The sequence below is a fragment of the Prauserella endophytica genome, assembly GCF_005146945.1.
Classification (GTDB): Bacteria; Actinomycetota; Actinomycetes; order Mycobacteriales; family Pseudonocardiaceae; genus Prauserella_A; species Prauserella_A endophytica.
On sequence record NZ_SWMS01000039.1, the window covers coordinates 27,727 to 40,081 of the forward strand.

The 12,355-nt window shown below is 63.6% G+C and carries 10 protein-coding genes; 4 read left to right on the plus strand and 6 right to left on the minus strand.

Annotated elements, in window-relative coordinates; translation table 11 throughout:
* Positions 1 to 3: 3 nt before the first annotated feature.
* The 4 genes from FCN18_RS35805 to FCN18_RS35825 form a co-directional block, all read right to left on the minus strand.
* Positions 4 to 2,751, minus strand: a complete 2,748-nt coding sequence (locus FCN18_RS35805) for a DUF1156 domain-containing protein (RefSeq protein ID WP_116051373.1) — start codon at positions 2,749 to 2,751, stop codon at positions 4 to 6.
* Entirely contained in the window at positions 2,748 to 5,954 is a 3,207-nt protein-coding gene (locus FCN18_RS35810) for a helicase-related protein (protein ID WP_206078068.1), read from the minus strand. The genes FCN18_RS35805 and FCN18_RS35810 overlap by 4 nt, the downstream gene beginning before the upstream one ends.
* 480 nt (positions 5,955 to 6,434) lie before the next feature.
* Positions 6,435 to 7,013, minus strand: a complete 579-nt coding sequence (locus FCN18_RS35815; RefSeq protein ID WP_116051375.1) for a kinase — start codon at positions 7,011 to 7,013, stop codon at positions 6,435 to 6,437.
* 694 nt (positions 7,014 to 7,707) lie between these two features.
* A complete protein-coding gene (locus tag FCN18_RS35825) occupies positions 7,708 to 7,995 on the minus strand; it encodes a hypothetical protein (protein WP_137097281.1) in 288 nt (95 codons plus the stop codon).
* 269 nt (positions 7,996 to 8,264) lie between these two features.
* Between FCN18_RS35825 and FCN18_RS35830 the strand changes: the two genes are divergently transcribed.
* Entirely contained in the window at positions 8,265 to 8,711 is a 447-nt protein-coding gene (locus FCN18_RS35830; protein ID WP_116051378.1) for a hypothetical protein, read from the plus strand.
* Positions 8,712 to 8,750: 39 nt separating this feature from the next.
* Positions 8,751 to 9,344, plus strand: coding sequence for a hypothetical protein (locus FCN18_RS35835; protein WP_116051379.1), 594 nt, complete (start codon positions 8,751 to 8,753; stop codon positions 9,342 to 9,344).
* A gap of 101 nt (positions 9,345 to 9,445) precedes the next feature.
* Here FCN18_RS35835 and FCN18_RS40780 read toward each other — a convergent pair whose 3' ends face one another.
* Positions 9,446 to 9,700, minus strand: coding sequence for an NrtR DNA-binding winged helix domain-containing protein (locus FCN18_RS40780; RefSeq protein ID WP_323808403.1), 255 nt, complete (start codon positions 9,698 to 9,700; stop codon positions 9,446 to 9,448).
* Between the two features lie 201 nt (positions 9,701 to 9,901).
* Complete coding sequence (locus FCN18_RS35845; RefSeq protein WP_116051380.1) at positions 9,902 to 10,345, minus strand: hypothetical protein; 444 nt, start codon at positions 10,343 to 10,345, stop codon at positions 9,902 to 9,904.
* Between the two features lie 602 nt (positions 10,346 to 10,947).
* Here FCN18_RS35845 and FCN18_RS35850 point away from each other — a divergent pair.
* Positions 10,948 to 11,670 (plus strand): DddA-like double-stranded DNA deaminase toxin, encoded by a 723-nt coding sequence (locus tag FCN18_RS35850; protein ID WP_116051381.1) that lies wholly within the window; start codon positions 10,948 to 10,950, stop codon positions 11,668 to 11,670.
* Positions 11,667 to 12,095, plus strand: a complete 429-nt coding sequence (locus FCN18_RS35855) for an Imm1 family immunity protein (RefSeq protein ID WP_158303257.1) — start codon at positions 11,667 to 11,669, stop codon at positions 12,093 to 12,095. Before FCN18_RS35850 ends, FCN18_RS35855 begins: the two co-directional genes overlap by 4 nt.
* The last annotated feature ends 260 nt before the right edge of the window (positions 12,096 to 12,355 follow it).

Below are 12,355 nucleotides of genomic sequence, written 5' to 3' on the forward strand. Positions count from 1 at the left end.
CACTTATAGCAGCTTCAGCTGCGCATCGAAGTCTGTTCGTTGGATTAGCTGCTGTTGTTCAGTGGCGAGCATTGTCTCCGCAGCGCTGGCGATTCCACCGCGTGTTCGCATCACCCTGGTAAACGCCACCTTGTCAGGGTCGCCATCGGGCAGCCGGTCTGCCAGGAAGTTCACTGCCGACCACAGGTAGGTGTCGTCGACGGTCCGACCCGCTGTTGCGAGCACCTCACCCATCGCGGCAAGACCCTCGTCAGACGCCGCGGCTAGAGCCAGGGCGACGTCGATGACTGCGGAAGCTGCATTGACCCGAGTCTTGAAATTGCGGGCGGAGACGAACCGCACGCCCTTGTCAATGTCGGGTACAAGGTCGCGAACATCTTCGGTCTTCAACGAAGCGGCCAGACTCTGCCAGCGCAGCTCGGACTTTGGCTGCCCATGCCGACCATAGAGCCGCACCCACCACAGCGCGAAGCGCGTCCGAGCGTCGAAAGTCTCCAGTGGCTGGTGGTCGATCTGGACGGACATAGCTTCCTGAACGGCGGCCCGCGCCAATGGCAGGAAGGTGGCGATGTCGACCGGTTGCCCTTTGGCGTCCAGGATTTCGGCGTAACGCCCCACTACCTCCATGGCAGGGCCAGCTGCGGCCATCAGCATGTCGGCGGGTGCGAGTACCCATCGCTCCCAGTCCGGGTAGCGGCGCCTGATCTCGGCCTTGATTTCGGACTCGACTGTGCCCTTGCGCCCGGCTGGACGATTTGCGGGGGCGGGACGACAGCACATCGTCAGCGTCGTGACGATGTTGGAGAATCCCGTTTTCCCGCCCTGCTCGGTCTTGGCCGGCCACGCGCCGGTCAGCACCAACCCTGCGCTGTCAATGGCGTTCAACAGCCGTTGCCATACCTCGGGCTCACCGTGACCGAAGACGATCGTGACCACACCGTCGGAACGGACGACCCGCTGCGACTCGGCGAACGCCTGTGCGATCAGCGTGTCGTAATGCTTGCGGTTACGGTGGTCGTTGTTGCTGGTTCCGCCCTTCTTGACGATGATCTCGTGCGTCTTCTCCTGGACACCGTGTTCGTGGGCCGTCATGCCCATCTCCGGCCATGAGGAGGCGAGAGCACGCTTTAGCCACACATAGAAGAGGTCGCTCGCGTCGGTATAGTCGATCATCGCGTCGTAGGGCGGGTCCGTGACGACCGCGCTGATCTGTCGGTTTGCGAACGGGAGATCTGTGGCAGTTCCGCGAGCCACCGAGCAGGACGCGGCTGTCCCAGCTGGCGGCACAATAGTCGTCAGTGACGCAAGAGAGCCGGCCGAGACCGAGTCCCAACCGCCCGGGCCGTCAGCGAGGCCAACCTCGAAGTAGTCAAACGAGAAATTCAGGCTCGATTCGGTGGCGAACAGGTCATTCACCTTGTTGAGCTTCGGATCCAGTGTGCAACCACGGGTGGCGCGTCGCAGTTTCCGAGCCATCGCGGCGGCGGCATACCCGGTCAACGCCCGCACATACTCCTTGGAGCATCCAGCTGCCGTCAAGTCGTCGCCTATTTCTTGGATCGTCCGAGCCAGGCGAATAAACGAAAGGCTCTGTCGCGCATTCATCATGTCGCCGTAGCGAGTGGCGCCGTATACGGTCGCCTGCACAGTCCATGTGTTACCCGCTGGGATTGCTTCATTGGGCAACGCCGGGAGAAAACGTCCGAATGGTGTTTCGGCGGCGAGGTCAGCTTCAGCACGTTTCACCGCGTCGATCTCCACCGGGTCCAGTTCGCGATAGAGCTTTCCAACCTGGCTGTCGAGTTCTGCAGCGAGCAGTGGTTCGTCGCCTGCGGCATCGGTGCGTAGGATTCTCATCTGAACGTCACGGTTGTGGCCATAACCACAGAATGGACACACGGCGAGCCGACCGTTGCTGTCATACCGGCTTTTGCCCGGAGGAACCTGACGTGTCGGTACGCCACGCGGTGCGCCTTCGTGCACGAAAACTGACCAGGTACCCGAGGCGGCATCGGTCTCGATGTAGTAGGACTGGCCAACATCGTAGAAGTCCGGCTGCCCCTTCTTCCCCTTCCGCTTGCTCGGTTTACGAAGCTCGAGTTGACCGATGAGCGGGAAGTGGTTGCCGCACTCCTGACACGGCATTGTGATCGCCCAGAGGTAACCCCATGCTCGCCGTCCATCGACCTTCGGATAGACCGGCTCCATGACCTTGGTGTGGCGACGGCCGACCTCTTGCAGAACCGACCGAACGTCCTGGACAAGGCGAGGGTGCTGGTCGATCAAGCTATCGCTAGGGAGGGTGAACGGCAGTTCGGGTTCCTGATCCCAGTCGCGAGCGGGAAAGTCTGTCAACAGACGGCTGGCCAGCACCGCCACCGGGCTGTAGTCGAGGGCGTGCGCCCGCAGGCCCAGCCGTGCTCCCTCCAGGGGAATCATTCCCCTGCCGCTGAACGGATCGAGGATCGTTGCGCCGTCAGGGTTCGATTTCTCAATCTCTGCCCGCAATTCCTTGACAGCGACGAACCGCCCCATCAGGGCCAGCCGTACGAGCTCCTGCAGTCTCGCTTGTTCAGCCTGGCTGTCCGGCCAGGGCAGCAGCGAACAGATGACCGCTGCCTTGGCCTGCACGGTGGGCCGCTTCGCGAACCAGGTCATGAGACCCACTTCGGCGTTGCCCGAGCCCCAGCCAGAGCGACTGTTGGCCGAGACCTCGGCGCAGGGGAACCAGCGTTCGATCATGCGGGTCATACGTTGCTCCCCGGGGCATTCTTGAGGCTGCTTCCGGGGACGCGGAATATCGCGTCCCCGGTCATGTCGGCTGCGAACAGCGTGGCTGGGTCCTGATAGGCACCAAAGAAGGCGCCCTTCCCGTCTGCGCACTCGTCGACGACGTACAGCCAATAGTCCTTTCGATGCTGCGTCGCGATGAGCACCTCGTTACCAGTCATCCGGATTCCGCTACTGGCGGCGCTTCCAAGTACACCTTTCACTTCTACGTGACGAATTTGTCTGTTGCGTCGAGCTTCCAAGTCGTACCCACGCCCCTCCGTGTGCACGTCCTCGACGGCCCAGCCGTCGCTTTCGAGGAGCTGATGTACGTGCCTCATCGACACCATCTCGGAGTCGATCTCGGCAGCGACGGTCGGGTCTGCGGCGGCGTGGACACGGATACGGCTGACCAGCTTAGGAACGGTGAGTTGAACACTGACAAGGCGGCCAAGCTCCTCGAGACGCTCAGCGGTCTGCGCCTGCAGTCGGTGGCGAAGGGCGAGCCGGGTATCACGGTCGGTGATCCCATCAGTGAGACTGAGCGGCAGGTTATTCAGATCCTTACGGGCTTGGGCGAACCAGTCAGCGCGGACCCGGCGATGTTCCTCCACAGTCTGGTGCGCGACGTTGTGAGCCGCGTTCGCCGCGCTGGCCTGGCGCGCAGGATGCGGCCCAGTCCCAACGCGGGTGGTCGGGACGAGGTTGGCTAGGGCCTCCCAGCGCACGGCGCGTGCCTGACCGCTGTCGTCGACCTTAATCAAGGTGGCCCAGACGCTGGCGCGCTTGCCGTCGCTTTCGGTCAGCGTCGCCTGATAGGCGTAGAGATCGTACGGGGTCAAGCTCGTGGGGTCTTCTGCCGCGCCGGACTGGTAGACGTCTTCAGCGAGATTATGATCGGCCAGCGCGATCAGATCGGTGAACCCCGGTTCCCCGGGGCCCAGTGTGATCGTGTCGCCGACATCGATGCTTCCCGCCGCTGCCCGTAAGGCGTCACCACTAGTCGCGATGTGGACCTCGGAGCCGCCACCCAGACTCGCGGGCAGTGCTCCGTCGGTGAGCGCGATCCGTCGGAAGCCGGGCCCTGCGGCGGTCGGTTCAGCACGCAGCAGCTTCGCTGCATCAAGCCGATCCAGGTACGCCTCGACGATGGCGGGGTTGACGCGAGCGAAAAGATCACGCTGTAAGAGCGTCAGCGCGGCCACCGCGTCAACTTGGCTGGCCAGCTTCCGCTCTGTGTCGCGAACCTGCCGGGCAGCTCGAGCGAGTTCCTGCGTCTGAATCGCGCGGGCAGCGTCGATCGCGTTCTGCTTTCTGACCTCGTCGTTGCCGTAGAGGTCGGAAAGCCACTTGTCGTAGTCGACGCCGGTAATCTCGGCGACGGCCGACAAGCTGTCGAACATCTGGCCGCGCAACTCATTCGCTGCGGTGACGAAGTTGTCGAGCAAACGCAGGAGCGTATCGCCTTCGCGGGTATCGGTCGCGACGAGGTTGTATAGGAAGACCTCACGGTCTTGGCCAACGCGGTGGATGCGCCCCATTCGCTGCTCAAGGCGGACCAGCGACCAGGGAATGTCGTAGTTGACCAACACATGCGCGGCCTGCAAATCGATACCTTCGTTACCGGCGTCCGTGGTGACAATGATCTGGAACTCGCCGCGCATGAACGCCCTGCGGACTTCGTCGCGGTCGGGCTTGCTCTGCCTACCGGAGTAGGTGCGTGCGGTGTAGCCCTCTGATTGAAGACGTTGCGTAATCCACTTCGCGGAGTCGGCGTACTCGGTGAAGATGACAGCCTGCTCGGCATTTCCCGGGCGGATGCCGTGCTCCGCCAGACAGTCCTCAGTGAGCCTGATCCACTTCGACGGCTCGATGGCAGGGTCAGCAACCGTGGCATCGACCTGGTCAATGAGCGTCTTGATCGCGGCGCGCTCGGCCCGCGCGGCCGTGGATGCAGCGTGCACGACCTTGGCCTCGTCGATCTCGCTGTCATCCCCTTGATCGTCGCGGTCGGCGTTCAGCGCTGCCTCGGCCTCGCTCATCTGCCCCATGTGGGTATGCCGGCGGCGCAACGTCTCAGCAAGCGCGTACAAGCTGGAGGCCGCACGCTTGCCGTAGACCATTCGCGCGAGCGGCTGTGCCGCCGGTGGGAAGTACTGGTCAACCATGTCGACCGCTGCCTGGTAGTAGCTGTACTCAGTCCGGGACAGCGGGACGCTGCGATTGTGTGCTGTACGCCCTTTGAACAGGCGAGTCTTGCCGTCATAGTCGACCAGGTCTTCCTTCATGCGGCGTAGGAAGTGGATCGGGCCCGGCCGTAGTGCGGTCAAGTCGACGTTGGGATCGGCGCCAGGGTCCGGGTAGATCGCCGGATCGACCAGATGGAGGAGGTGGCGGAACAGCCACTCCTTGCCGCGATGCGGCGTCGCGGTCATCAGCAACGCTCGCGGGGTGTTCATCGCTAGAAGCCGACCAACCTGATGGAACCCAGCAGCAGTCGGTGTCAGTCGATGGGCCTCGTCGAAGATGACCAGATCCCACCCAGCCCGATCTGGTCGGATTGCGTCCTGCACTGCCGGGTTAACCGCGGCCAGCTCAAGGCTCACGACCCACAGGTCATTACTGTTCAGCGCGTCCTCACGGATCGTAGCTGAGGTGAGCTGGCGCAGTCCGCCGCCCAAGAGCCGATCGAAGTCATCCACCCACTTGGTGGCCAGGTTAGCCGGGCAGACGACGATCGCCCGCTTCACTAGCCCCAGACGCTGCATCTCCCGCAGGTAAAGCCCTGCCATGATCGTCTTGCCCGTGCCCGGTTCGTCCGCCAAGAGGAAGCGCAACAGCGGCTGTGGCAGCATCGCCCCGTACACCGCAGTCGTCTGATGCGCGTACGGTTTGAGCGGCGTCGACGCCATCGCACTGGACTCCGCGTTCGTCGCGGCAGCTGCCATCCAGCGTGTCCACATCCCCGCTAGGACACGAGCAGAACTCGCCCCGCCATCGCTCACCAACGCGCGAACGGTCTCGGTATCACCGGCTACCAGGTTGACCTCATGGCGCCGGTCCTCGTCGTCGACCAAGATCAGGTCGAATGCCCCGGGCTCGTCGCCCGGGAGCACGAACCGGATAGTGGCGAACTCGGGCACGCCTGCAGAGTTGACCCTGACACGCTGGCCCTTCTCGAACAAGTCACTCTCCTGATGACGACGGCTCACGGTTACCCGGAGCAGTCTATGTGCTGGACGCATCCACGCACCGGGACCGCACCCTGCGGATTCGAGTAGGCGCCTGTCCGCTGAGCACTCTTACTGACATCTACAGCGCCTTGTCGTCGCTGGTAGTCGCCGTCTGAGACGGATACGATTGCGAGCCAGCATTTGTGGACCACAGCCGGGGTGCTGGAGTACTCCCGAGCCAAGGGGACCTCGACGACTTCGCCGCGACAGGTTTAGTCGTCATCGAACCGTGCCCTGGTGGGTCAGCTCGCGGCCATCAACGGCCAGCTACCTATGGCCAAGGTAGTGCTCTTGGTCGATTCGCTGCATCGACAAGGACTTCCGATCCCCAGGGGATGTCGGCCACGCACGCGACCACCAGCGTTACGAGGTTGGCCGCGACCCGGGCATCTTCACCGTCGTAGCCCGCTGAAACTAGGCACAAGGCGGTGATCACCCACCGATGACGTTGCCCAATGCGACAGGGTCGTCCGGGGTGACGTCTCGTACGTGCTGCTGGTCGAACACATCGGTGAGGATGCGTCCGACGGTGTCCTGCAGGCTGGAGGTTGGCGGGATGAGCTGCTCGCCGGCCAGTCCGAGCAGGTCCTGCTCGCGGTACCACTCGCGCATGTGCTCGGGGCCGAACTCAGCCGCTTGCGGCCGGGTCGCGTGCCGGCGCAGGGACTCCTCGAATGAGACGTCCAGGTAGTAGACGCCGGTGCGGCCGCGATGGTCGGCGGCGAGGTCGGCAAGCATGTCGCCGTAGCGCTCGGCGTGCAGGATGCCTTCCACGATCACGTGCAAGCCCGCGTCGAGAGCGTAGCGGACGACGGTCGAGAGGAGACCGACGTTCACGCCGCCGGGCACGTCGCGTTCTTTGAGGATGGTCCGGCGGATGACGTCCTGGGCCGCCACAGCGCAGGTCCGGCCGAGGTGTGAACGGACGGCCAGCGCGACGGAGCTCTTACCCGATCCCGAGTTGCCGCGCACGATCGCCAGGCGCGTGGACTTCGATCCGGTGGGTGCCATCGGCAGCAGTCTAGGCAGCGGGACCGTCACGACGAGTCCGCCGCCCGGGATGTGTGGTTATCGCTGGGTGTCGTTGCGGTGGCCACCAGCGCACGGTGCCGTCGATGAGTTCTCCCAGCGGGATTCGCCCGGCCCGTCGTAGACGCGGATGCCTTCGGTGTACATGGCGAACAGGAAGGCTCCGGCGGTGGGCAGGGTCTGCTCGATCCAGCGGGGGCCTCGTCCTCGGTGGCGGCGTCGTGTTCGGCGACGCAGGCGCCATTGTCGTCATCGCCGACGCCCAGCAGGATCGCCGCACCGAATCCGGTGCGGACCTCGCTGCTTGGTAGCTTCAGGGGAGACGGTCACATAGCCTTGCACTTGCCATCGAAGATTCCACAGCGCAGCGCTCGCGGTGTGCGTAAAGTCGAAAAGTTTACTATTCCGATCCGCAAAGTCGAATGACTCCTTAAAAAACATCGCCAAGATATTTCCTCCGCAGGCTCGCTTGCGCTACTGACCTCTAGAATGCGTGACATTGCATAGCTGGTTGAAATTCCGAAGCCCAGCAGCCGCAATCGTCAGTCTCGCAGAACCCGGCCTCGAGTTGTCGTTGCCAGGCCGCGTGTCAAGTCGGGGAGTCCTCGCAACGGGTGTCCGAACCACTGCCAGCCCGCGAACGGCAGCTGGAGGACCACGATCAGCCCGGCGGTGTTCACCCAGGCACCGATCGCCGCCCGCCGATAATGAGGTCGACGGCGCCGTACTCACCGGTGACCGGCGCGCTGTCGATCCGCGCGAGCTGTCTTCCCGCGGTGTCGTAGGTGGTGATCACCGACTTGACCACGGCTTCAGCTCCCAAACCCATCGTTGCGCTGTTGATGAAGGTGAATTCACCGCCGTTGGAGATCACGTTGAGCCGTCCGGGACCGGTGAGCCGCTGTATCACCAGTCCGACCGGTGGCGTCACGATCGAGTTGGGGGCTGCCACCTTCACCACCAAGATCGGGAAACGTAGCCGGATGAGGTGATCCGGTGGTGATGATCGGCATTCCGAGGTTGACCCGGCCTGAGGACTGCCGATCGCGCGTCCGGTCCAGGTTGGCCAGCTTGCGGGCGGGCCGCCCGCTCCTCGCTCATGAGCGGCAGGCTTTGAGTACGTCGCCTGTCAGGAACAACCCGCTGCGCAGCGGCCTCCACTGACGCGGGGATGAGCACCTGCGTTCAAGACGTGCTGGCCAGCTCATCGATAGCACCGTGAACAATCATGGGATGGCGCCCAGACCCGAACCTGCCGAGAACTCGAACCTCACTCTTCAGATCGGTCCAGGCCACCCTGGGCAATCCGAATTCGACGTCCGGGTCTCGCCTGGCCACGCCAACGAGTTGAGGGAGTGCTTCGAAGCCGAAGGTCTCCACGTCAGCAACGTCATAGAACTCTCCGCTGGAGGATGGCTCGAAGTCCTCGCCGTCTCACTCGGAACAGGCGGAGCCGTGTCCGTCGCGATCACCAAGTTCTTCGAACGGCACAAGGGTAAGAAGATCACGTTCGGGGCGGAGGGCAAAGTCGAAACCATGGAGGGCTACTCCGCGAAGGACGTCCAGCAGGTCCTCGACGACGTCGCCCAACGACAGCGAGAGACCGATCAGACATGGGCCGACATGTTGAAACGGCTCCCACCCCGACCTGACACGGACGACAAGCCCAGCACCACCTGACCGACCTCCGGCACGATCGTGGTGTCCTACGCTTGTCGGATGCCTCGCAAAAAGAGTGGCAAGACCGCGGCCAGGAAGTTCAGGGAAACGACCGAGCGCATCGATCGTTTCACCGACGAGGTCGCAGGTTCTGGACTGGGTGATCTTGCGCTGACTTGGGCATATGAAGCGGCTTTGATCAAGACGTACGTCGCGTTCGAGCGGTTGATGCTCGACTGCATCGTGGCCGCGATCAACAACGACACCAGCACCATCTCTGCTCAGACCGGCATCGTGTTCCCCAAGCACCTCACCGACGAGATCTGCGAGTACCTCGTCACGGGTGGAGGCTACTTCGACTTCAAGGGGCGCGACGGACTCATCAAGACGATCAAGGGCTACGTCCCGGATGATCACTGGTTGCTGGCCGCGGTCAAGCAGGAGCAGTACAAGTCCCAGTTGAACATCATGGTGGCACTGCGCAACTATGCCGCCCACGAGAGTCCAGCAAGCAAGCGCAAGGCCATCGACGCGATCGGGCAGCAGCAAATCGGCAGCGCCGGATCCTGGATCAAACGTCGGCAGCGCTTCTCCGCCATGACCAACAAGCTGACAAAGCTCGCCACCGAAATCGAGACCCGAGCACCCTACTGAGAGACCAGCCACTGCCGCGCTATGCCGCAGATCACGATCGAAGTGTCCGATTGGCCCCGGCGTGTGAACTGGGCCAGCTGGCGCGAACCGGCGCCCGAGTGTCAGTTCGCGCGGCCGCGCAGAATCGCCGGGTGCAGCACCTCGGCGGTCCCGCGTCGAAAGAGAGCCGCCGACCGTCCTCCGTGCTTGGTCGTCATCTCCCCGGTCGGTACCAGAAAGTCGGCCACGCCCTTGACCTTGCGGTGGAAGTTCCGGGGGTCGAGAGTTTCGCCCCACACGATCTCGTAGACCCGTCGTAGGTCCGCGATGGTGAAGTGCGTGGGACAGAATGCGGTGGCCAGCGTCGTATACTCCATGCGGTGACGGGCTCGTTCCACTCCCGTTTGCCAGGATCCGAGCGTGATCGAAGGCCAAGACGTTGCGGCGTCGACCGACCTTCGTGACCGGTGTCCACTGCGCCGAGCGGGCGTCTTCACCTGCTACTGGTTCGGGCAAGTCTGGGAGGGGCTCGCAGCGGTGCAGAGCCCCACTCAGGGACCCTGCACCGCTTGTGCGCGTCAACCGATCAGCCAGTGGAAGAACTTGGTTGCTGCGGCAGTTGTAGCGATGCCGACTAGCACGGTTTCGTATGGGGAGTGCCTAGCGAGAGCGGTGAGGACGCCAGCGCCCGGGATAGCCTTGAGGAGCATGTCGCCCGCGAGGTCACCGCGGTGGTAGGCCGTGAACATGATCGCTTCGCGTGCTTCGTCGCTGATGTGTGGCAGGCCCACTAGCTGTCGTGCGCGAGAAACACCAGCGTCGTCGGCGAGGGCCTTCAGCAACACCGGGTAGGCGTACATCCACAGCTCGCTCACGAGCAGCTCCGTTTGTGGTGTGTATGCCCTCGTACCGTCCACATGTCGCCGCTTGTTGCTGTACACGCCGGCAGCTTGAGCGGCCTCGAGCAATCTCGGCAGCCCGCTCAGCCGTTCGTCGTCGAATCTGCGCTTCGGTGTTGGCATATGTCTCTCCCTAACGCGGTTGAACGTTGGGCTCAACCGTTCTGGTTATACGGTCTGCAAGCAGAGATAGGTAGTTAGAAGAGAGAACGTCCGAAAAATCTCTCTGTGATGAGAGAAATGCAGTGGGTATTCGAACTTGGATGAGGGCGGATGCAGGCCGACGGCTGAGTCCGCTTCACTGTCTTGCGCCGGCGATCACAGCTTCGCCGTACTCGGCGACGCCGACGCCTCGACTCTCGACGTCCTTGTCTGGCAAGGACAACCCGTTGCCACACAGCGGCATCTACGGGAGCACCAGCTCCGCGACGACAGGGCGCGACGGCGGGCAGCTCGGTGCCCCGCGCCTTCGCCGTGGCGACCGGCCAGGCCCTGCAGGACTACCTCGAACACAACCCGGCGAGGGCGACGACAGTCACGAGTTGGCGGACCGCCGCTGCTGGTGGCGGAGGGCCTGATACAGCTCGTCCAGCATCCGTATTGGGCTGCCTGCCTGGACTGACGGGGCTTTGTCGTTCTCCTGACCTGCGGGTTAGCTGTTGTTGTTGGTCCGTCGATGTACGGTCTCGATCATCGGCAGGCACACGGTGAGGGGCTAGGCGGCGGTGTCGGTCCAGGAAACGGTGGCAGCGGTCAACCTGGCCGTGGAGAAATCCGCGGCGGCTGGCGTGCGCCTTCAGCAGGCGGGGCAGGTGGCCGAGGAAGCTGCCCTGACCCTGGCCCAGGCCGCGCAGGGCAGTTCGGACCAGGAGTTGAGTCAAGCCGTGGACGCACTGGCGCAGGCTGCCCAGGACATTGGCAGCGTCGGCCAGCTGGCGGCTAGGGCTTCGGGCGGCCTGTCGGCGTACGTGAAGTCCTTGACCGGCGACCAGGGCCAGGACGGCGGCCAGTCGTCGGGCCGGTCCGCGCCGACCGGCAAGAAGGACGACGAGCCGGACGACGCGGTGGAGAAGGCGCGGCGCGAACTGCCCGAGCGCGGGACCGGCCGTGGGGTGAAAACGCAGGGCCGCTGGTTTGCACCTGGTAAAACTACGTCGGCCGTAACCAGTGGCCGGGACGACTGGACGGACCGGGTGAACCAGGTGGTGAAGGAGGCGGGGTGTCCGTATGTGCCGGCGACCGCCGCCGCCGACGTGGAGTTGAAGATCGCAGCCGAGATGCGCGATACCGGGATCACCGACGCCACGGTGGTCATCAACAACCAACCGTGCACGGGTCGGACGAGTTGTGACGGCTTGTTGGGCGTAGTGCTGCCAGAGGGCAGCACGTTGACGGTTTACGGGACCGGCGGCTTCAAGAAGGTTTACAAGGGAGGGCAGCGGTGGTGACGTTCGATGCATACTTCGACCCGGAACACCGGGAACCGATCGCGTTGAGCACGCCGGCTCAAGTGGACGAGCTGCTGAACCAGATGGTGGCCGAAGCGGAGTCCCCGGAGGTCGAGGTGGGCTTGGTTGCCCAGCTGGAGCGGAAGGACGACGAGGCCGGCTGGTCGGTTCTTCAGTTCGGGGTGCGCGCGGCGGCCACGATGTGCGGGTTTGTCGGGTACATGGGCAAGGGCGAGCCGAGCGCCATCAGCGACAACGGTGGGACGTCGCCGGAACCGGTGGCCTACGACTACCAGACCCATGAACGCGAGGTGCCGACCAACGCGGAGATCACGTGGCCGACTGTGCGCCAGGCGGTCCACGACTACGTGGCGTCGGGCGGTGTCCGGCCTGACGGAGTACGCTGGCGGGAGTTCACCTACTAGCGCGAACGCGGCAAAAGCCCAGGTCACACCGTGTCGCGGGCCCGCTTGAGCACAGCAGGAAGAACGGAGACATAACGGAGCCCAGAATGGTCGTTCGCAACCGCAAACATGATCTTGAAGTCGGTGAAACCGCAGGTAGAAGCCCTGCAATCGGAAGCCGTTTCAAGATCACTGCGATCGAACCATCGGGCTTTTAATCAGTAGGTTCCGGGTTCGAGCCCCGGGCGGCCCACAAGTTTCCGCAGGTCACACCGCCTTTC

Excerpts from the sequence above, each read along its gene's own strand:
- FCN18_RS35805 (WP_116051373.1), bottom strand. The coding sequence starts at position 2,751 with ATGACCCGCATGATCGAACGCTGGTTCCCCTGCGCCGAGGTCTCGGCC.
- FCN18_RS35815 (WP_116051375.1), bottom strand. The coding sequence starts at position 7,013 with ATGGCACCCACCGGATCGAAGTCCACGCGCCTGGCGATCGTGCGCGGC.
- FCN18_RS35830 (WP_116051378.1), top strand. The coding sequence starts at position 8,265 with ATGGCGCCCAGACCCGAACCTGCCGAGAACTCGAACCTCACTCTTCAG.
- FCN18_RS35835 (WP_116051379.1), top strand. The coding sequence starts at position 8,751 with ATGCCTCGCAAAAAGAGTGGCAAGACCGCGGCCAGGAAGTTCAGGGAA.
- FCN18_RS40780 (WP_323808403.1), bottom strand. The coding sequence starts at position 9,700 with ATGGAGTATACGACGCTGGCCACCGCATTCTGTCCCACGCACTTCACC.
- FCN18_RS35845 (WP_116051380.1), bottom strand. The coding sequence starts at position 10,345 with ATGCCAACACCGAAGCGCAGATTCGACGACGAACGGCTGAGCGGGCTG.